The 20,476-nt window shown below is 51.0% G+C and carries 17 protein-coding genes; 16 read left to right on the top strand and 1 reads right to left on the bottom strand.

All coding sequences use genetic code 11. From position 1 onward, the window contains the following. Positions 1-68 precede the first annotated feature (68 nt). On the bottom strand, positions 69-1,235 hold the full coding sequence (locus tag NR121_RS13715) for an iron-containing alcohol dehydrogenase (protein WP_054818789.1): 1,167 nt from the start codon (positions 1,233-1,235) through the stop codon (positions 69-71). Between the two features lie 150 nt (positions 1,236-1,385). Between NR121_RS13715 and NR121_RS25185 the strand changes: the two genes are divergently transcribed. The 16 genes from NR121_RS25185 to lpdA all read left to right on the top strand — a co-directional run bounded on the left by NR121_RS25185 (position 1,386) and on the right by lpdA (position 20,467). Then, on the top strand, positions 1,386-1,559 hold the full coding sequence (locus NR121_RS25185) for a hypothetical protein (RefSeq protein WP_160327381.1): 174 nt from the start codon (positions 1,386-1,388) through the stop codon (positions 1,557-1,559). Between the two features lie 64 nt (positions 1,560-1,623). After that, positions 1,624-2,976, top strand: coding sequence for an MmgE/PrpD family protein (locus tag NR121_RS13705; protein WP_062409147.1), 1,353 nt, complete (start codon positions 1,624-1,626; stop codon positions 2,974-2,976). 124 nt (positions 2,977-3,100) lie between these two features. Beyond that, the gene (locus NR121_RS13700) at positions 3,101-5,245 is read left to right on the top strand and encodes a hydantoinase/oxoprolinase family protein (RefSeq protein ID WP_062409146.1); all 2,145 of its coding nucleotides are present in this window, start codon (positions 3,101-3,103) and stop codon (positions 5,243-5,245) included. Between the two features lie 2 nt (positions 5,246-5,247). Continuing rightward, complete coding sequence (locus NR121_RS13695; protein WP_062409145.1) at positions 5,248-7,560, top strand: hydantoinase B/oxoprolinase family protein; 2,313 nt, start codon at positions 5,248-5,250, stop codon at positions 7,558-7,560. 171 nt (positions 7,561-7,731) lie between these two features. Then, positions 7,732-9,003, top strand: a complete 1,272-nt coding sequence (locus tag NR121_RS13690) for an ABC transporter substrate-binding protein (protein WP_201023558.1) — start codon at positions 7,732-7,734, stop codon at positions 9,001-9,003. 62 nt (positions 9,004-9,065) lie between these two features. After that, positions 9,066-9,959 carry a branched-chain amino acid ABC transporter permease gene (locus tag NR121_RS13685; protein ID WP_201023556.1) on the top strand — a complete coding sequence of 298 codons (894 nt, stop codon included), beginning with the start codon at positions 9,066-9,068 and terminating at the stop codon, positions 9,957-9,959. After that, a complete protein-coding gene (locus NR121_RS13680) occupies positions 9,956-11,785 on the top strand; it encodes a branched-chain amino acid ABC transporter ATP-binding protein/permease (protein ID WP_062409144.1) in 1,830 nt (609 codons plus the stop codon). Before NR121_RS13685 ends, NR121_RS13680 begins: the two co-directional genes overlap by 4 nt. Next, positions 11,778-12,509 (top strand): ABC transporter ATP-binding protein, encoded by a 732-nt coding sequence (locus NR121_RS13675; protein WP_062409143.1) that lies wholly within the window; start codon positions 11,778-11,780, stop codon positions 12,507-12,509. The genes NR121_RS13680 and NR121_RS13675 overlap by 8 nt, the downstream gene beginning before the upstream one ends. Before the next feature lie 13 nt (positions 12,510-12,522). Further along, positions 12,523-13,710 (top strand): iron-containing alcohol dehydrogenase, encoded by a 1,188-nt coding sequence (locus NR121_RS13670; RefSeq protein WP_062409142.1) that lies wholly within the window; start codon positions 12,523-12,525, stop codon positions 13,708-13,710. 34 nt (positions 13,711-13,744) lie between these two features. Continuing rightward, positions 13,745-14,545 (top strand): SDR family NAD(P)-dependent oxidoreductase, encoded by an 801-nt coding sequence (locus NR121_RS13665; RefSeq protein ID WP_062409141.1) that lies wholly within the window; start codon positions 13,745-13,747, stop codon positions 14,543-14,545. A 149-nt stretch (positions 14,546-14,694) separates the two neighbouring features. After that, positions 14,695-15,102: an acyl-CoA thioesterase gene (locus NR121_RS13660; RefSeq protein ID WP_054818801.1), complete on the top strand. Its 408-nt coding sequence runs from the start codon at positions 14,695-14,697 to the stop codon at positions 15,100-15,102. A gap of 23 nt (positions 15,103-15,125) precedes the next feature. After that, positions 15,126-15,728: a TetR/AcrR family transcriptional regulator gene (locus NR121_RS13655; RefSeq protein WP_054818802.1), complete on the top strand. Its 603-nt coding sequence runs from the start codon at positions 15,126-15,128 to the stop codon at positions 15,726-15,728. Positions 15,729-15,749: 21 nt separating this feature from the next. Beyond that, complete coding sequence (locus tag NR121_RS13650; protein ID WP_054818803.1) at positions 15,750-16,712, top strand: thiamine pyrophosphate-dependent dehydrogenase E1 component subunit alpha; 963 nt, start codon at positions 15,750-15,752, stop codon at positions 16,710-16,712. A 17-nt stretch (positions 16,713-16,729) separates the two neighbouring features. Beyond that, positions 16,730-17,728 carry an alpha-ketoacid dehydrogenase subunit beta gene (locus tag NR121_RS13645; RefSeq protein WP_054818804.1) on the top strand — a complete coding sequence of 333 codons (999 nt, stop codon included), beginning with the start codon at positions 16,730-16,732 and terminating at the stop codon, positions 17,726-17,728. Positions 17,729-17,741: 13 nt separating this feature from the next. Continuing rightward, on the top strand, positions 17,742-18,779 hold the full coding sequence (locus tag NR121_RS13640; protein ID WP_062409140.1) for a 2-oxo acid dehydrogenase subunit E2: 1,038 nt from the start codon (positions 17,742-17,744) through the stop codon (positions 18,777-18,779). 11 nt (positions 18,780-18,790) lie between these two features. After that, positions 18,791-20,467 carry a dihydrolipoyl dehydrogenase gene (gene lpdA / locus NR121_RS13635; protein WP_054818817.1) on the top strand — a complete coding sequence of 559 codons (1,677 nt, stop codon included), beginning with the start codon at positions 18,791-18,793 and terminating at the stop codon, positions 20,465-20,467. The last annotated feature ends 9 nt before the right edge of the window (positions 20,468-20,476 follow it).

Here is a 20,476-nt window from a genome sequence, read left to right as displayed (position 1 = left end):
ATCGGAAGGCAGCCCCTTAGATCAACCGAAGTTTTTGGATTGCCTTTTTGGTGTAGCCTATGAAGAAATTAGAACGTTACGTCTTCGCCTTTAAACGCGGCGATGTACAGTTTTTTCATTTCTTCTACCGACGTTTCACGCGGGTTCGTACCTGTGCATGGATCTTTCACGGCGTTTGCCGCCATGCTGTCCATATGCGCGTTGAAGAGTTCTTCGGACACACCGTACTCTTTCAGCGTGCTGGGGATACCCATATTACGGTTCAACTCACGGACCCAAGCTACCAGCGCATCTACCAGCTCATCCGTCGATTGGCCGTTAAGACCGATCCGTTTGGCAATGGCCGCATAGCGGTCGGCGACAACCGTACGGTTAAACTGGATGACGTAAGGCAAATAAATCGCATTGGCACAGCCGTGCGGAATATCGAAGGTCGGGCCGCTTTTGTGGGAAAGGCTGTGAACATTACCCAGCACTGCGTTGGCGAAAGCCATACCGGCCATACCTTGGGCGATATGCATCGCTTCGCGCGATTGCGGATTGCCTTCGTACGAGTGAAGAAGATGCTGTTTCACCAACTCGACCGATTCAATCGCCAGCGCATCGGTTAGTAGAGTGCGGGGCTTGGCTACATATGATTCAATCCCGTGAGTCAGCGCGTCCATGCCGGTATAGGCCGTTATTTGTTTAGGCATAGATTCTACCATCGAAGGATCGATGATCGCCAGATCCGGTGTCAGCTCGAAATCGGCGAGGGGGTATTTGATACCCGTTTTCTCGTCAATGACGACCGACAGATTTGAAATTTCCGAGGCGCTGCCGCTTGTCGTCGGAATACCGATGAATTTGGCTTTGGTCCGCAATTTAGGCATGGTAAACGGACGGCTTGCCTCTTCGAAGGTAAGCTGCGGATGTTCATAGAATACCCACATGGCTTTCGCAGCATCCATCGGTGAGCCTCCGCCAATGCCGATCACCCAGTCCGGCTGGAACTCGTTGAGGGCTTTGACCCCTTCCATGACCATCGCGACGGTCGGTTCCGAGATTATCCCTTCGATGACCCGTGTTTCTATGCCGGCTTCCGCAAGCATGCTTTCAATTTGGGCGAGTTTGCCACTCGCTTTGACTGAACCTCCTCCGATGACAAGCACGGCTCTTTTTCCCTCTAATGTTTTGAGGATTTCCAAAGCGCCATGCCCATAATATATATCACGTGGAATTGTAAATCGATTCATACTAAGTGTTCACTCCTTTTTCTGTCTTAGGTTGTATATGTGTCCGTCGGCCACAGGAGTTATATTAAACCCAAAGTTTTTAGAAAGGAAGTACGCACTTTAATGTTATGTAGTGACTTATAGCATACTATTGAAAGGAGGCTGATAATCATGGCGAGTGAGGTAAAAGACCGAATTAATATAAGGGAGATGAGTGGCAAGAAGGAATTAACGCTTGCAGTCACAGGCGGCAAGTGGAAGTTGATCGTACTTTTTTATACCGAAAAACTTTTTCAGCTCCCCAAACGAATTAACGTTGACTGTGGAAATGAAGCGGTGATATAATTCAGAACATACAGACTATTCCAACAACTAACGATTGATTTTTCATTTTGAAAGGAGAGGAGAAATGTCTCAAACCGTTAGTGAAACACTGGCTTCGTTCGTCCATCGTCTGCGTTTTGAGGAAATTCCGGTTGAAGTTGTGCAAAAAGCCAAAACCTGCCTTATCCACGGAATCGGTGTTGGTCTCGCTGGTTACGACACGGATTTCCCGCGAATTGCTGCGGAAATCGCCGGCGTGAACGGCAGAGGAGCACATGAAGCGACTTTATTGTACAACGGCTCCAAATGTACGGTTATGGAAGCCGCTTTTGCAAACGCTGTCATGCTTCACAGCCGCGTTCAGGAGGACACGCATAATACGGCACACTTGGGTACAATCGTCATTCCGGTTGTATTGGCGTTGGGAGAATCAAGGGGGGCCAGCGGAAAAGAAATCCTGACAGCGCTCATAGCGGGCTATGAAGTTGGAGGTGCCCTTAGCAGGCACTACACTTCCCAGTCCACGCCGCGAGGATTCAGGGCGAGCTCGGTTTATGGCATTTTGGGAGCGTCCGCCGCAGCGGCCAAGCTTCTTCATTTAACGGAAGAACAGACCGCCCATGCTTTAGGCTTTGCAGCAAGCTTTGCTTTCGGAACTTTGGAAGCGTTTGCGGCCGGAACTATGGAATGGAGGTTTGAGAACGGGCTGGCGGCCAAAAACGGAATATTATGCGCTTTATTAGCTCAACGCGGTGCTGTTGCTACCACATTGGCTTTCGAAGGAAATGCGGGTTTTTTACATGCTTTTGCCGGAAATCATAAAGATCCGTTAAAGTGTGTACAGCATTTAGGCAAGGTGTATGAAATCTTAAATGTGACCTTCAAGTTGTATCCGGTTTGTGCCTTCAATCAATCTCCTGTGATCAACGCTCTTGAGATGAAAAAGGAATTTGATATCCAGGTGGAACAGATTCAAAGCATCGTAATCGAAATGAACGATTATGAAGCCAATTATCCGGGAATGAGTTCCAAAGGTCCTTTTCAAAATATCAGTCAGACGTTGATGAGTGCCCCTTTTTGCGTCTCGTCCTCTTTGATGGATGGTGAAATGACGCTAGCAAACCTCAAAAGATTCGAGCATGAAACGTTAAATCAGTTAATCGGCAAAACGACCATAATCCCTGAAAAAAACATGAATCCTCTATGCAACAAAATCTCTGTAGAACTCAAAAACGGCCAAAAATTGGTCAGAGAAATGAATATTACACAGGACTATTATAATTTGGAGACCGAAAGAGATATTGAAATCATTCGCGATCTTAGAAAAGAGATGCAGATTTCATCGGAACAATTGGAGCAGTTAATCCATGAGCTGCTTTCTCTCGAGAACAAGCCCAATCTTTCGGCCCTTATACCCAATACGACAGCAGCGGGCTAAAATATGTATGCCATTAAAATACCGTCTAGTCGGTTTTTTTGATGGCCATTCTTTGGCGAATAAAAATACCATCTGGTCAGTATGTTATTACAAAATAACAACACTTGAAAGGATGAAGGTATGTATGGAGAGCTCGAAGCTTGACTTGATCTGTTCTGTCGACATTGGCGGAACATTTACGGATTCCGTGCTTGTTGCAAGTGATGGGACGGTTGTTGAAGGAAAAGCCCTGACCACCTACCATGATAAATTCAACTCCGGTTTTTTTAACAGCATTGAATCCGCAGGCGAGAAGCTCGGTTTAAGCCCGGCGGAACTTTATCGAAATATAAGCATGATTTCACACGGCTCTACCGTGGCAACCAATACGGTAGTGGAGAATAATGGATCGCGCGTAGGATTGCTGACAACCTATGGTTTTGAGGATACCATCAACATGATGCGCGGATTGGGACGTGTAACGGGAGAGCCGTCGGAAAATATACTGAAGGTGACCGAGACGGTCAAGCCAAAACCTCTGGTACCCAAGGAGCTCATCATTGGGGTGACCGAGCGAATCGATTCGCAGGGCGAAGTGATTGTACCGCTAAATGAAAGTCATGTAAGGGAAGCCGCCCGTAAGTTATTGGAGCAAAACGTGGATGCCGTCGCGATTTCATTCCTTTGGTCGTTTAAAAATCCGGAACATGAACAGCGGGCCAAAGAAATAATTCACGAAATGGACGATTCCGTCTTCGTTACTTGTGGACATGAGGTGACAAAAACGTTAGGAGAATACGAACGGACGGTGGCGGCGGTCATCAATGCTTATGTCGGGCCGGTTACTTCCAGGTATTTGGAGGAAATCAGCGGCAGTCTTCAAACGAAAGGCGTTAAAGCTCCTTTGCTGATCATGCAGTGTCACGGGGGAATGATCCCGCTCGAACGAAGCAAGCAGCTGCCTGTTCAAACGATCGGTTCGGGTCCTGTCGGCGGTATCATGGGCTGCGTGAAGATCATGAAGGAATTAGATATTCATAATCTGATCGGCACCGATATGGGCGGCACCAGTTTTGATATCGGGATTATTCGGGACGGACAGCCGCTTTCCGCCGAAAAAACCGTTTTAGAGAAGTATCAATATAACGTGCCCAATGTTGAAATCATTTCTATTGGTGCCGGCGGCGGAAGCATCGCGTGGATTGATCCCTACAGCAAGGCCATGCGGGTAGGGCCGAAAAGCGCAAAAGCAAATCCCGGTCCCGCGTGCTACAGAATGGGCGGCACAGAACCTACTGTAACCGATGCGGACCTTCTGTTAGGGTATATTGATCCGGAAGCGGTGTTTGGATTCGGAAAGGGTCGCGGACTTAAACCAAGCGTGGAGTTGGCGGAAAAAGCCATGGGTAACATTGCCGAGCAGCTTGGCATTTCCACCATTGAGGCCGCATTGGGGACGGTGGAGATTGTCAATGCGAAAATGGCGAATCTGATTGAAAACGAGGTTATCGGAAGAGGCTTTGACCCACGGGATTTTGCAGTCGTCGCATACGGGGGAGCCGGCCCTATCCATGCTGCGGCTTATGCGCGTGATTTGGGAATCCAAATGATTATTGTTCCTGGTGAAACTTCCTCTGTTTGGTCGGCGTTTGGTATATCCACAAGCGATATCCGCTATGAACTTGAAGGAGAAGTTGGGCTTCTTTCGCCCTTTTCTCCGGAAAGTCTCGAAAAGCCATTCCTCGAACTGGAAAAGAAAGGAGCGGAGATTGTCGCAACGGAAGTCGGCGAAGATATACCCGTCCACTTTTCACGCTATGCGAAAATACGCTATCAATGGCAGCGGCATGAGTTGGAAATCAAGGTTCCGACAGGAAAATTGGATGAAGCCGTGCTGACGGATCTACTTACTGAATTTTCGCGTCAGTATGAGGAGCGGTACGGCTCGGCCGCACTTCTGCCCGAAGCAAGGATTGAAATTGTTTCTGTTCGCTGCGAACCGATGGTAGAAGTACGTAAGTTTGACAGAAAAGCGGATTTACATAGCAGCAAATCTCCAAGCGATCAAGCCAGGAAGCCCAGCCGGAAAGTATACTTTAGCCGTCATCGTCCGCCTGTGGATGCCGATATTTACAATGGGAGTTTACTGACAAGCGGGAATGTGGTGGCAGGACCGGCCGTCATTGATTTGCAAGGGACTTCTATCGTGGTGTACGAAAATCAAACCGTGACCAAAACGGATCATGGCGACTACATGATTCGGATCAATTCCAATTCGGAGGAGGAATAGCCATGAAATCACTGCAGGAGCAGGAGCGGCATCGTAATTTTTGGGACGGCGTCCAGCGGGCGTACATCCCGATCGACCCCTTGCAAGTCCCCCCTTCAGTAAGCCTTCACAACGAATATGATGAAGAGATTGATCCGATTACGTATGAAGTGGTTCGTCATAATCTTTGGAATGTCAATTTGGAACAAGGCAAGATTGTGGAAAATTTGGCGGTATCTCCGATCACTTTGGAAACTAGGGACTTCCAAACCGCCATTTTTACCGAGGATGCAGAAATTCTTTTTTTCGGCCCTTATCTTCAATATTTCGGTGGTATGCTGGATATCATGATCAAGTATGTCATAGAGAAACGGGGGGAAGAACCGGGCATTCATGACGGGGATGTGTTTTTGCAAAACGATCCATGGGTCGGCACAGCGCATCAACCGGATGTAGGTATATTTGCTCCTGTATTCTGGGAAGGTCAGATCTTCTGCTGGGTTGCCAACTGCCTGCACCAAAATGACGTGGGAGGAACGACTCCGGGAAGTTTTTGTCCAAACGCTCAAGACATTTACTTTGACCCGCCGGTATTTCCGCCAGTCAGAATTGTGAAAGAAGGCAAGCTGGATACTGAAATTGAAGCGGCCTTCAGACGGCAATCCCGCACTCCGGCAAACGTAGCATTGGACTTGCGGGCAGCAATCGCCGCCTGCCATGCGTCACGTGCAAGAATCCTGGGTCTGATTAAAAAGTATGGACCCAAGACAGTGAAGGGCGTCATGAAAAAGGTGCTGAATACAAGTGAAAAGGCGCTGCTCGATCGTCTTTCGACCATACCGGATGGAACGTGGAGAGAGCGTGCCTATCAGGAAGTGGCGGTTACAGGGGATCGCGGTGTGTACCGGATCGAACTGTCGATTTCGAAGAAAGGTAACACATTGACCGTTAAAAATGAAGGAACCGACGGGCAAGCGGGTGCGATTAATCTGCCGTTTGCCGCCTGGCGAGGTGCCATTCTCTCGGCTTTCAACGTGATTTTATTGGCCGACCAAATGGGGGCCGGCGGCGGAGGAGCGGCCCGACACTGCGAGTTTATACCTACCACCGGCACCATGACTTGTCCTGACTATGGAGTCGCGGTAAGCCCGGCGGGCATTTACGCAACGGAGCTTGGGATAGCGATGGCGAACTCGGTTGTAACCAAAATGCTGCTGTCGTCCAGCGATCCGGAGCTTCATAAACTGGCTTTGAGTACCACAAACGGCCAATGGCAAATCCAAATACATGCAGGAACAAACCAGCGCGGAGAGTATTATGTCGGACCGATGCTGGATACGATGATCGGCAGCAGTGGAGCCACTCCATACCGTGACGGTTCATTCGCGGACGGACAATGGTGGATTCCTGAAGGCCAAGGGCCCAATGTTGAAGGCTATGAACGCGATTGGCCGATTTTATATCTCTACCGCAAGGAACATCAGGATTCGGCCGGAGCAGGAAAATTTCGCGGTGGCAATGGCGGTATCCTCGCTTATATGCCGCACAAAGGCCAGGTCGGTCTGGGCGTGTACACTGCCGAAGGCATTCCCAAAACCTCCGGTATTTTGGGAGGATCTCCGGGGACTCGCGGTGAGACGGTATTAATAAAATCGTCAAACATTAAGGAAATTCTTCAATCGGGCCGTCTCATCGACAAGGTGGATGAACTCACTGGCGAGCGGCCTTCGTTAACGGGAAAAGGACCTGCTCTGGCACTCGGCGACTCGGATGTTCTGGAATGGAACTGGGGCTCTTGCGCCGGTTATGGTGACCCTTTACTTCGCGATCCTGAGCGTGTGCGGCAGGATGTGCTGGCTGGTACTACATCCATCTCTTTTGCCGAAACGGTATATGGCGTTATTTTCACCGAGGACATAACGGTCGATGAGATAAGCACGGAGCGGCGTCGGCTGCAAAACCGGAGGAAGCGCCTTGAAGACGCCGGAGCTCCAGTCTCCGCCCATTTGGAGTTCAAGCTTCAGGAATTTCATGTTCCACAAGGCATGTTGACATTAGGCGATAACTTTTGGTTCAACAAAAAAAATGGCGCCACGGAAATTTGTTGCTCCCATTGCGGGGAAGTGCTCGCAGCCGGCGATCAGAATTACAAGTCCCGTGTCCCGGTTCGCAAAAGCGATGTAGGGAAGGTTGGTCTAAAAAGCGTCGATGTAAAGCGCTTCGTCGATGCGCAAGTTTGGTATCATGAATACTTCTGCCCGACTTGTGCCACGCTTCTCTCAACAGAAGTCGTTCGAGAGGGAGATGAACCTCTACACGAATTTTTACTAAGTTAATGTGCCTGATTCCGTCTTCCCGGCAGGGGGATACTTGCCGGGAAGGATATAGTTGCAAGCAGATCAATCGACATGCCATCTGAACGATATTGATTGTGTGCAGTGTTGTGCGCACCATACAGCCTGATCCTGTCTTATTCATTTTTTTGTAAAATGGGGGGGAATCGTGAAATGAAGAAGAGCATGAACACATGGAGAACATGGTTGAGTCTGTTGCTTGCGTTCGCTATGTTGGTTGCTGCCGCATGTGCCAATTCAACCGCCGTTGAACCGCAAAAAAGCACATCCGACGGGATAATATCCGGCGGAGCAAGCGGAGATACAATCAAAATCGGTATGACTTCTGCATTGACCGGACCTTATAACGAATATGGGGAGGGGAATAAACGGGGGGTCGAATTGGCCATTGAAAAGTGGAACCGGGAAGGCGGGATTCATGGAAAAAAGATCGAACTTATCGCTTTGGACGACCAGCTTGTTCCCGATAAGGCGGCAAACAACATGCAGCAGCTTCTTGACGATAAAAGCATTGTCGCGATCATCGGCCCTGCCGGGAGCGGTCCGGCATTAGCTACCGTACCTTTAACGGAAGTTTACGGAATCATTCAAATTAACCCCGTGGCCCAGACGACCGACGTTACGTATCCTAACGGTGTAAATAACCCGCCGAGAAAAACGGTTTTTTCCTTCGCGCTGCAAAACGATGTGGAAACGGAAGTGCTCGCTACATTCGCGGGAGAGCAGTGGAAAAAGATCGGTCTCATTCACGAAAGTACGGCATACGGCAAATCCGGTATGGAATTGGTAGAGAACATATTGAAGGAGAAATACAACATCGTTCCGGTCGGACGTGAACAATACAACCAGAAAGCGCCGGATATGACGGCCCAATTGGCCAAACTGAAAAAGGAGGGAGCGGAGGTCATCGTCTGCGTCGGTTTAGGCGCCGATCTCGCCAACATTCGTAAGGGAATGAGCCGTCTGGACATGAATGTACCTCTCGTTGCGACGAATGGCGCCCTTTCCAACCCTTATAAAGAAGGCGCGGGCGATCTGGTCGTCGGCACGATAGGTACGATGATCAAAGCGTTCGGTGAAAACCCATTGTCCGCTCCGGCCAAGGAATTTGCCGACGCCTATATGAAAAAATACGGGAAAGACCGGTATTGGGGAGATGGAGATACGCCCCAGTTGTTCATGTCTTTGAACGTCACCAATGCCTACGATGGAGCCATTGTGCTGTTTGAAGCGATGAAAAAAGCCGACAGCACGAAGACACCCGATATTATTGCGGCTTTGGAATCCATGAAAGACTACCAAGGGGTAAATGCCATTTATACGTTTAGCGACAAGAAGCATCACGCTATTGGCACTGACGGTCTTGGATTATTCCAGTATGTAAAAAATGGAGACGACATCCAAATGGTCCCTTATCAGCAATAAAATGCGGGAGGGTCGACATTTGGCGGTTTACCCTCCGCATCTATCTTTGAGGAGGAAACAGGATGGGGAATATTCAATTTTTGCTTGAATTAATTTTTGCCGGCGTCTGTGTAGGCTCCGTTTATTCCCTCGTAGCTCACGGGTTCAACATGACATTTTGGTCCAGCAAGGTTCTCAATTTCGGTCATGGGCCGTTTATTATGTTCTGTTCCATGCTCATTCTATCATTTCTTAATATGGGAATTTCCTGGGCAGTCGCCATTGTGCTTGGACTCATTTGCATTTCATTGCTGGGAATGATACTGGAGAGAGTATCGATTCGTCCCTTAATCAAATATCCTTCCAGTATGGGATGGATCGTGTCCACCCTGGGGATCGGACTGTTTTTGCAGGCTCTGGCATCGAAAATCTGGGGATCACAGGCGATAGCGTATCCTGCATTTCTGTTCACAAGCACGGATTACGTTTCGCTGTTCAGCGTCAAGTTGTCATCCCAATACTTGCTCGTCTTGTTCGCTGCGCTGTTTATCATGCTGTTCATGGAAATGGTCATGCACAAGACGATATGGGGGAAAGCAATGAAAGCAGTCTCTTACGATCCGACATTAGCCCGCATTATGGGAATAAAATCCAAGCTCGTCATTACGTATTCCTTTATTTTGAGTGCGATTTTGGCTGGTATCGCCGGCTTCCTGATCGCACCGATCTACGGGACGGTCAGCCCTGACTTCGGGATGAACATTATGGTGCTTGGCTTTGTCGCGACCGTACTTGGCGGGGTGGGAAGCTCGAAAGGCGCTTTAACAGGCGGCATTCTGGTCGGCGTTATTGAAAAGCTGGTTGGCGGGTATCTGTCCAGTTCCGCGGAGCACGGGGTTGCCTTTGCTATTTTGATCCTCATTCTCGCGATAAAGCCCGAAGGCTTGTTCGGGTCCAGGGCGGTGTTGAAAGTATGACGACAATGAGCATGCAAAAAGGCGTTCAGCCTGTATTGACGATCATCCTTGTTCTGCTGGCTGCCGTAGCTCCATTGTTGATGTCACCTTCTAATGTGCAGCTGTTTATTTTTTGGGGAATCAATATTTTGTTAGCACAAAGTATTAACCTGCTGAGCGGTCTCGGCGGTCAAATCTCTCTCGGCCATGCGGCGTTTTATGCGATAGGCGCTTATGTTTCCGCCATATTTATGGTACGTTTCGGTTTTCCTCTGTATATTACGATTTTACTGTCGGCTGCTGTCAACGCATTGGTAGGCTTTCTTGTTTCATTTCCGGCCGGAAGAGTCAGAGAATTTTACTTGGCGATGATGACCTTGGGCTTCGGTTTCGTGATCGAGGAGATCATCAAAGAATGGTCCAGCGTCACCGGCGGGGTTATGGGATTAAGCGGAATCCCTTCACCCAAGCTGGGCACCATGCATTTGTTCGGCATACAATTGAATCTTATCCACTATTATTGGATCGTATTTCTGGTTGTCGTGTTGATGGTGTGGATGCTGCGAAATTTCGTCCAGTCGTACTACGGCCGTTCCTTTCTGGCTATTCACCGGAGCGAGCTTTCCGCAGCCAGCATCGGCATCTCCCCGGGCAGGGTAAAGCAGCTCGCCTATACGATGAGCGCTTGCCTGGCGGGTGTTGCCGGTGCGCTGTATGCGCATCTGATGGCTTACATCGGGGCGAATTCTTTCGGCATGATGCAATCGATTGAAATTCTGGTTATGGGCATACTTGGCGGATTCGGAACCATTATCGGTCCCATACTCGGCGCCGGATTTTTGACTTTTATTGCAAACAAGCTGCAGTTTATTAAAGATTATCAGCTGATGATTTATTCGCTTCTTCTCGTCATTTCCTTTCTATTTATCCCCAGAGGCTTTGCCGGCTTATTGGGGATCCGTACGGCACTTAGCAAGGAGAAACGTCTCCAAAAGGTAAAGCCGATTTCTGAGATTTCTGAGGTTAAGCCTGTGCGCATTCCCGGGAGGGAGGCACGCACGCTTTCCTACAGCCCTCATCACAAAAAGTTAAAGGTGGAAGGCGTGATCAAGGATTTTGGCGGACTTCGCGCGCTGCAGCATGTGAGCCTGGAGCTGGGGCAAGGTACCATTCTGGGCTTGGTAGGTCCTAACGGTTCGGGGAAAAGCACATTGGTCAACGTGATCAGCGGCGTTTACCCGGTGACTGAAGGCAAAATCAGTTTCGGCAAGGCAGAAATCACCAATATGCCTACGCATGCCATTGCCGGTCAGGGCATTATTCGAACCTTTCAGGACCCGCACAATGTCGGCAATATGACGGTCAAGGAAAATCTGCTGTTAGGCAGACATCAAAAATACCGATCCGGCATTGTGTCCTGCGTTCTCAATTTGAAAAGCTCTCTGCTTGAAGAACAGGAAATGCTGGTCAAAGTTCATGAAATGATGGAGCTCTGTTCATTGGCGCAGTACTCGGAAGAATTGGTTGAAAATTTACCGTACGGCGTGCAGCGAATGGTAGAAGTAGCCAGAGCGATTCTGGCTGAACCTGAACTGCTGCTTCTGGATGAACCGGCAGCGGGATTGTCCGAGCATGAAATGCAGGAATTAAGCAAGCTTATCCGGTATATCAAGTCGCGGGGGATCTCGGTCATCCTCATTGATCATCATATGGAATTTCTAATGGGTCTTATCGATGAGGTGATCGTATTGGATTCCGGTAAAATGATCTATTCGGGCGATGCGCAGGGCATGCAAACGAATCAACAGGTGATTGAAGCCTATTTGGGGGTTGCGAATCATGCTTAGCGTGCGGAATGTACATGTCAATTATGGTCCAATCAAGGCCTTGAAAGGGGTTTCCCTTGACATTCGAAGCAACGGGATTACCGCCATCATTGGCGCGAACGGTTCGGGGAAAACGACCCTGCTTCATTTCATCAGCGGGTTGGTAACGCCCGAGGAGGGGGACCTGCTGTACGAAGGAATCTCCATTGCAGCATGGCCTACGGAAGCACGTGTCAAACATGGCATCGCTCACGTAATGGAAGGCCGCCGTTTATTCAAGGACCAAACGGTGTACGATAATTTGCTGCTGGCCGCACATTTTCGTACACCCAGGCTTGAGAAGAAAACGATAACAAACAAGATGGAGCAGGTGTTTCAGCGGTTTCCGATCCTCGAAAGCAAAAAGCACCAGCCGGCCGGCACGCTCAGCGGAGGACAGCAGCAGCTGTTGATTATATCGGCGGCTTTGCTTTCGGCTCCTAAATTGCTTCTGCTCGACGAGCCATCTCTGGGTTTGGCTCCGGTAATTATCGACGAGGTATATTCCTTTTTGCAAGAGCTTAAACAGGCGGGAATGACTATATTTATTTCGGAACAGATGGCGGCACTCGCGCTGCGCATCGCCGACTATGGCTATGTGCTGGATCGCGGCGCAATCGTGAAAAGCGGGGACAGCGCTTATTTGAAAGCTTTGCTCGCTTCCGACGATCTTTCGTCCATCTATTTAGGCAAAGGGAACCATTAGAGGAGTGATGTTCATGTCAAGCTGCTACCGGTTTATTCCGGTTGAGAAAGTGTTCCATGGTGCTGGCGTCATTGAAAATTTGCCTGCGGAAATCGATCGTTTAGGCGCCAGGAAAGCGGCATTGCTTACCAGTAACAGCCTGTTCGCTTCTCCGGTTATCAAACGCTTGGAACAGCTGTTGGGAAGCCGTTTGGAGGTTGTCCTCTCGGGTACCGTACAGCACGCGCCAAGCCAGTCGATTTTCGAAATCGCTTCCAGGCTGAGGAACCGGGGTATCGACCTGTTAATCAGTTTAGGTGGCGGCACGGTCATCGACTCTGCAAAGGCCATCGCTTTAGTATTGGGAGAGGGCCTCGATGAGCCGCAGCAATTACAATCGTATTCGGTCAAATTCGAGTATCCAGATAAAATCGAAATTCCTCAAGTCAAGCAAAAATTAATACCGCACATCGCCGTTCCAACGACGTTGTCCGCAGCCGAGTTTTCCAACATTATCGGCATTACAGATGAGCACAGGAAGGTAAAGGAACTGTACATCGATGACCAATTGACGCCGAAAGTCGTATATATGGATCCGGAGCTCTGCACGGACACGCCGGCCTGGCTGTGGTCGGCCACCGGGATGAGAGCGCTGGATCATGCCATTGAAACCGTTTATTCCAAGCAAACTCACCCCATCACCACGGCGCTCGCGCTCCAATCGATCCGGCTGCTGAGCGAATATCTTCCGAAATGTAAAAAAGATCCAGCGAATTTGCAAGCGAAGCTGCAATGTCAAATGGCTGCCTGGATGTCGTTCTTTGGCGTGAGCAACGTGATGATGGGACTCAGCCACGGCATCGGACACCAAATAGGAGCCCATGCCAACGTTGCCCACGGCGTCACTTCCTGCATTATGCTTCCGCATGTCATGCGCTTTTCGCTGCCCTTTACCTTGGAACAGCAAGCCCTGATCAGTGCCGCCATGGGTGGCGAAGTAAGCGGCAGGAGTGTGGAGGAAGCCGCCGCAATGGCTTCGCAGCTGGTGGTCAAACTGGTGGCTGATTTGCAGCTGCCGCTAAGGCTTCGCGATGTCCAGGTGCGCAAAGAGCAGTTTCAACCGATTGCGGAGGACGCCATGAGAGATCTGGTCGTGGCAAGCAGCCCCCGACCTGTACAAGGAACCGGCGAGATTGTAGCTCTTCTCGAAGCCGCATGGTAAGGAAGCGTAATTCATGATAAGAGGTGAGAGACGAATGCGGGGAAGACTGGAGGGGAAAGTGGCGCTTATTACCGGTGCCTCGAGAGGTCTTGGAGCGCTGGAAGCCGTTATGTTCGCCAAAGAAGGAGCGCAGGCCGTTATCATGTCCGATGTCAGCAGGCCGGCTTTGCAGGAAACGGTGAAGGCGGTGGAAGAATTGGGCGGAGCGGCGGCTGTTATTCCGCTTGAACTGAATGTCACCCTTGAAGAAGATTGGATTCAGGCTGCAATCTCGATCGAGAAACAGTTTGGGAAACTGGACATTTTAGTCAACAACGCGGGAATTACCAAAAGGGAACGGTTTGTCGACTGCTCTTTGGCCGATTGGAATCAGGTGATTGCCGTTAACCAGACCGGCGTATTTCTTGGGATGAAATATAGTGCGCCGCTGCTCCGAAAGTCAGGCCGCGGGTCGATTATTAATATGTCGTCGATCGCCGGAGTGACCGGTTATTTTGCAGCTCCCTATACCGCGAGTAAATGGGCGGTGAGAGGAATGACCAAGGCCGCTGCGCAGGAATTTGGCGGTTGGGGAATCAGGGTGAATTCAGTTAATCCCGGCTTCATCTGGACGCCGCTTACGTTACCGGCCAAGCCAATGGTAGAGGCTTTTAACAAAGTGAACGCCCTCGAACGGGCGGGTGAGCCGGAGGAAGTCGCCCAGGCCGTTATTTTTCTCGCTTCCGACGAATCCTCCTACATGACCGGAGGGGAAATAACGCTCGACGGGGGAATGACGGCAGGCGGCGAAATCCGGCTGATCGCCAAGGAACTCGGCATTTATCGTGATGAGTAATCCGTCCTGCCGCTGAACGTTCAGCGTCTTCCTTCCAAGCAGCAAAGAAATGAACCAGGTATTGCCAAAATACCATCCGGTCGGTATAATTATCATAAGGTTAATAAATACCGACTGATCGGTATGTTTCTTGGGGGAAGGTGAAGCGGTTGGTCCATCTTACAGAAATACGCACCCGGTATTGTGAATCGGATGCACTCGGTCATATTAACAATGTCAGCTATTTTATTTATTTCGAGCAGGCGCGCGTCGATTTTATGCTGGACACCGGCATGGTGCTTCCATCCGGGAAGTTCCCGTTCCTCGTTGCTTCACTGCATTGTGAATATAAGAAGCAGATCTACATCCATCAGACCTTGACAATCCACACCTATGTCATGGAAATCGGCAGATCCAGCTTCAAACTGGGACATGAAATCCATGATAAAGATTCGAACGAGCTGTTGGCGGTAGGCGAAGCCGTCCTGGTGAGTTATGATTTAATTGTACAGCAAACGACCCGGCTAACCGATGAGCTGCGTTTGAAGCTGGAAAATTACGTTCGAATCAAAAATTAATAACAGTAAAGGTGTGAAATCAAGTGACGTTTGACGGATCTTCAGTGAACCGCAGGCAGGGAAGCGACACAAAAACGGAAATATTGGATATCGCGTTGTCTCTGTTTGTTAAGAAAGGGTACCATGAAACCTCCATGCAGGATATAGCCGACACAGCCGGTCTAACCAAAGGCGGATTATATTACTACATTAAGAGCAAGGATGACGTGCTGTTTTTGCTTCACGACCGCTTTATTGTCGAAGGGTTAAGACGGTTGCGTCTGGTAGAGGCCGAAGCGCTAGAGCCTGAGCATAAGTTGATCGAACTGCTGAAAATGCACCTGCAGATCATTGACCAATTTAAGGACGACATTACCCTGTTCTTTAACTGTATGAAGTATTTAAGCGACGACAAAAAGCAGGCCGTGCAGGTGAAGCGGGATGAATATGAAGACATCTTCGTGCGCGTCTTGGAAGAAGGCAAGAAAAAAGGCGTCTTTAAAGTCGAGGACAGCCATATCGTCGTGCTGTATGTTCTGGGAGCCTGCAACTTTATGCATACCTGGTATAAGCCAGGCAAAGGAAAGTCGATCGAGGAGCTGTCGGATATCTTTATTACTCTCATCACCAAAGGCTTATTTCAGTAAAACCGAAAAGGGGACGGTAACGTGAAGATAAGCAAAGAGCGGCTGCTCGAACTTTATGAAACGATGATGAAGATACGAAAATTCGAAGAGAGAGTCTCCGGGCTGTTTGCCGGCGGGCACATTCCCGGATTCCTCCATCTCTATGTCGGGCAGGAAGCGGTGGCGGCCGGTGTTTGCGCCAATCTTCACAGGGACGACTACATTACCAGCACCCACCGGGGACACGGACACTGCATTGCAAAAGGCGCCGACGTCAAACGGATGATGGCCGAATTGTTCGGCAAACGGACCGGTTACTGCAAAGGAAAAGGCGGTTCCATGCACGTTGTCGACGTCAACCTGGGGATCCTTGGCGCCAACGGAATCGTCGGTGCGGGCATGCCGATCGCGGTGGGGGCGGCTTTTTCCGCCAAAGCCAAGGGCACCGGCCAGGTTGCCGTAGCCTTCTTTGGAGAAGGTGCGACAGGAACGGGCTATTTTCACGAATCGTTGAATCTGGCTGCCGTTCTGAAGCTGCCCGCCATCTTTGTATGCGAGAGCAATCAATATGCCGAATTCACTCCGCGGGAAAAACATTTGCCGGTGAAAACCGTGGCGGAACGAAGCAAAGCGTACGGGATCGAAGGCTATGATCTGAATGGAAATAATGTGGTGGAAATATTTGAAGCGCTGTCGGCCATTGCGGCAAAGGTTCGTGAGGGAGGAGGACCTGTCATTGTGGAATGTTTCACCCATCGTTGGAGCGGTCACTATGAGGGAGATCCGCAAAAATACCGTCCGGCCGGCGAGGCCGAGGAGTGGAGGAAGAAGGATCCGATCCTCCATGCGGAACAAGTGCTCCGTGAGCAGTATGACGCCGACATAACGGAACTTGCGGGGATTAAGGACCGGGTCGAGCGCGAAATCGATGAAGCGGAGCGGTTTTCGATGGAAAGCCCGCTGCCCGAAGGCGAAGAAACTCTGCAGGACGTTTATGCTTCTTAACTTGGGAGGTGGAAGTTTTGGCGGTACTGCGTTACAACCAGGCCATTAATTTAGCACTGAAAGAGGAAATGCAAAGGGACGAAAGCGTCATTTTGGCCGGAGAAGATATTGCGGCCTCCGGCGGATCGTTCGGCGTTACGCGCGGCTTGCTGGAGGAGTTCGGCGAAGGTCGGGTTGTCGACACGCCCATCAGTGAAGGCGCTATTGTCGGCATGGCCATCGGTTCCGCCGCCAGTGGTCTCAGGCCGGTCGTCGAAATCATGTTTATGGACTTCATCGGTGTCTGCTTTGACATGATTATCAACCAAACGGCGAAAATGCGGTTTATGTCCGGCGGACAAATGAAAATGCCGCTCGTCATTCGTACGCAGGCCGGGGCGGGATCAAACGCGGGGCCGCAGCATTCGCAAAGCCTCGAGGCGCTGCTAATGCATATTCCCGGACTGAAAGTAGTGATGCCCTCGAACCCATACGATGCGAAGGGCCTGCTCAAAGCAGCGATACGCGACGATGATCCCGTTATTTTCATTGAGCACAAGATGCTGTACGGCTTGAAGGGAGAACTCCCCGATGAAGAGTACACCGTCCCGCTCGGTCAGGCGAAGGTGGTTAAGGAAGGCCGCGATGTGACCATCATTGCGCTTGGCCAGATGGTCAACAAAGCGGTGCAGGCGGCACAGGTGCTGGAGGAGTCGGGCATCAGCGTGGAGGTGATTGACCTGCGGACGGTTACTCCGCTCGACAAGGAAACGATTCTCGAATCGGTGAAGAAAACGGGAAGGCTTGTTATCGTTCACGAAGCAGTGAAAATCGGCGGCATCGGGGCCGAACTGGCCGCAATGGTGCAGGAGGAGGCGTTCGACTACCTGGATGCCCCCATTCAAAGGGTCGCTGCCCCGTTCTCGCCTGTACCCTACAGCAAGCCGCTCGAACATTACTATATGCCGAATGAGAATAAAATGATCGAAGCGGTTCAGCGAATCTGTGTGGGCAGACAGTTCGCAGCTGCGAAGTAGGGAGGGGGACGGAATGACAAGCGTCAGGCGGATATTCGCTTCTCCGCGTGCAAGAGCTCTGGCGGCACAGCGGAACATCCCGATAGCTGAAGTGGCGGGAAGCGGGCCTTCCGGCCGAATCATTGAACAGGATGTGCAGGTTTATCGTTGGCAGCGTACAAACATGTCCAGCGGGCCCGCCGGAGATCCAGGCATTCGGCCGGATAAGAAGATTCAGGCCACTCCGCTCGCCAGAGCGATCGCTCAGTTGGAAAACATCGACCTGTCCACGGTAGCGGGATCCGGTGTGAGCGGCAAGATCAGGAGCTCCGATGTAAGGCCGCGGAAAGGGGAATCAGCTTCAGCCGGTCTTTCTGCAGAGCGCGTCCCCCCTATGAAAGCCGTTCCGATGACGGGAATGCGTAAAATCATCGCGGAACGGATGGCCTACAGCAAGCAGACGGCTCCCCATGTCACGCTTACAGTGAAAGCGGAGGTGACCCGGCTTGTGGAGCTTCGAAACCAATGGATGCAGGACGGCATGAAGGTGAGCTATACGGATCTTTTGGTAAAAATCGCAGCAAAGAGTTTGCGTGCGCATCCGCGTGTCAATGTCTCCATGGAGCAGGACGGGATCGTCAGGCATCCACAATGCGATATCGGCGTGGCCGTCGCTTTAGAGGAAGGCTTAATCGTCCCGGTCATTCGCGATGCCGATCGAAGGAGCCTGCAGGACATTTCCAGGGACCTGGCGGATAAGATCAAACGCTCCAAAGAAGGCAAGCTTCGGCGGGATGAAGTGCAGGGCGGACGGTTCACGATCAGCAACTTGGGCATGTATGAGGTGGATGCATTCACTCCGATTATCAATCTTCCTGAAAGCGCTATCCTTGGGGTAGGAAGAGTGATCGAGGATTTGATTGTACATAACGGGCAAATGCACATCGGGAAAACCATGGTTCTGTCGCTCTCCTTTGACCATCGGGTGATGGATGGCGCACCTGCGGCTTTGTTTTTAAAAAATATAAAAGAGTTGCTGGAGAATCCGGAAGCTCTTCGGGACTCTTTGTAGGAGCAGTGAAGATGAAAAAGGAGATTATCGTTCCAAAAGCGGGACTCACCATGACGGAAGCGACCGTCGGACTCTGGCTGGTCTCCGAAGGGGATGCGGTTGAGAAGGACCAAGTCGTTTTGGAACTCGCCACGGACAAAATTACGGTTGAAGTCACCGCCCCTTGCGACGGAATCATGGTCTCTATTCTGCACCAGGAAGGGGAAACCGTTGCGACCGGGGAGTGTCTTGCCATGATGGAGACGGAAGCTGCGGAGGCGGAACGGCCTTCAGCCTCACAAGCGGCATCCGGCGCAACCGGAGAAGAAAAGGTGTACGATGTAGCGGTGATTGGAGCGGGTCCCGGCGGGTACGTCGCCGCTATACGTGCTGCTCAGCTTGGCGGCAGGGTCGTTTTGATCGAACGGAACGATTTGGGAGGCACCTGCCTGAACACGGGCTGCATTCCGACGAAGACGCTGCTGCGGGCTGCGGAATTCGCCAAAATGCCGAAAATCGCAGCGGAATACGGCGTTTTCTTCGAAAAGCCCCAAGTCGATTACTCGCGTTTGATCGATTACAAGGATCGGGTCGTCCGAAAGCTGCAGAACGGTGTCGCCGGACTGCTGCACAAAAATAAAATCGAGCTGCTCAAGGGGCTAGGCACGCTGGTCGATCCGCACACCATAGAAGTGCGGACGGAAGACCGGAAGAGCCATAGGATCGAAGCGAGACATATTATCGTGGCGAGCGGTTCCCGGCCGCACATTCCGGAGATTCCGGGGCTGAAGGAGGCTGGCCCGATGACCAGCACCGAAGCGCTTGCCGGAAAAGAACGGCCGAGAAGCGTGGCCATTATAGGTGCCGGAGCGATCGGGTGCGAATTTGCCGGCATGTATGCCCCTTTGGGTACAGAAGTTACCCTGATTGAAAGCGCCGATCAAATCCTGCCCGGGATGGACCGGGATCTGGCCCGCGTTCTCGCGCAATCCCTGCATCAAGAGCAGGTGCGTATTCTGACCTCTGCAACCGTTACACGAATCGGTATCCATGGCGGCCGAAAGATCGTACATGTAGAAACCGGTCAGGGTTCACAGACCATTGAGGCCGATGCCATTCTTGTCGCGACAGGAAGGAGACCGGATGTGGAGCAGATGCGGGAGCTCGGGGTCCGGCTGGAGGGCGGAAAAATTGCCGTAGACGATCAGATGAGAACGAGCATCCCTTCTATCTACGCCGTAGGGGACGTCACGGGAATCGAGTTCTTGGCCCATGCAGCCTCCGCTCAAGGAATCGTCGCAGCCGAAGCCGCCATGGGGAGGCCTTCCACAATGGACTACCGCACGGTTGCCCGCTGTATATACACGTCTCCCGAGATCGCATCTGTAGGCTTGAACGAACGGCAGGCCAAAGAGCAGGGACGGGAATACCGGATCGGCAAATATGCTTTTGAAGCCAACGGAAGGGCAATGACTTACGGGGAAACCGCAGGCTTTGTAAAAGTACTGCGCGATACCCGGTACGGTGAAATTCTCGGTATCCATATCATCGGCCCGAACGCATCCGAACTTATCGGAGAGGCGATCATGGCCGTCCATCTGGAGGCAACCGCAGAGGAATTTGCATTAGCCATTCACCCGCATCCTGCGCTGTCGGAAGTGCTGCTCGAGGCGATTCTTGCGAGCATGGGACGCGGCATCCATTCTTAACCGTGAAGG

Origin of the sequence: Paenibacillus sp. Pae15, assembly GCF_024519685.1 — a bacterium.
Classification (GTDB): domain Bacteria; phylum Bacillota; class Bacilli; order Paenibacillales; family NBRC-103111; genus Paenibacillus_G; species Paenibacillus_G naphthalenovorans.
This window is presented reverse-complemented; position numbering and strand designations above follow the sequence as displayed.

Excerpts from the sequence above, each read along its gene's own strand:
- NR121_RS25185 (WP_160327381.1), top strand. The coding sequence starts at position 1,386 with ATGGCGAGTGAGGTAAAAGACCGAATTAATATAAGGGAGATGAGTGGC.
- NR121_RS13640 (WP_062409140.1), top strand. The coding sequence starts at position 17,742 with ATGACAAGCGTCAGGCGGATATTCGCTTCTCCGCGTGCAAGAGCTCTG.
- NR121_RS13680 (WP_062409144.1), top strand. The coding sequence starts at position 9,956 with ATGACGACAATGAGCATGCAAAAAGGCGTTCAGCCTGTATTGACGATC.
- NR121_RS13690 (WP_201023558.1), top strand. The coding sequence starts at position 7,732 with ATGAAGAAGAGCATGAACACATGGAGAACATGGTTGAGTCTGTTGCTT.
- NR121_RS13685 (WP_201023556.1), top strand. The coding sequence starts at position 9,066 with ATGGGGAATATTCAATTTTTGCTTGAATTAATTTTTGCCGGCGTCTGT.
- NR121_RS13670 (WP_062409142.1), top strand. The coding sequence starts at position 12,523 with ATGTCAAGCTGCTACCGGTTTATTCCGGTTGAGAAAGTGTTCCATGGT.
- NR121_RS13665 (WP_062409141.1), top strand. The coding sequence starts at position 13,745 with ATGCGGGGAAGACTGGAGGGGAAAGTGGCGCTTATTACCGGTGCCTCG.
- NR121_RS13705 (WP_062409147.1), top strand. The coding sequence starts at position 1,624 with ATGTCTCAAACCGTTAGTGAAACACTGGCTTCGTTCGTCCATCGTCTG.
- NR121_RS13695 (WP_062409145.1), top strand. The coding sequence starts at position 5,248 with ATGAAATCACTGCAGGAGCAGGAGCGGCATCGTAATTTTTGGGACGGC.
- NR121_RS13715 (WP_054818789.1), bottom strand. The coding sequence starts at position 1,235 with ATGAATCGATTTACAATTCCACGTGATATATATTATGGGCATGGCGCT.
- NR121_RS13675 (WP_062409143.1), top strand. The coding sequence starts at position 11,778 with ATGCTTAGCGTGCGGAATGTACATGTCAATTATGGTCCAATCAAGGCC.
- lpdA (WP_054818817.1), top strand. The coding sequence starts at position 18,791 with ATGAAAAAGGAGATTATCGTTCCAAAAGCGGGACTCACCATGACGGAA.
- NR121_RS13700 (WP_062409146.1), top strand. The coding sequence starts at position 3,101 with ATGGAGAGCTCGAAGCTTGACTTGATCTGTTCTGTCGACATTGGCGGA.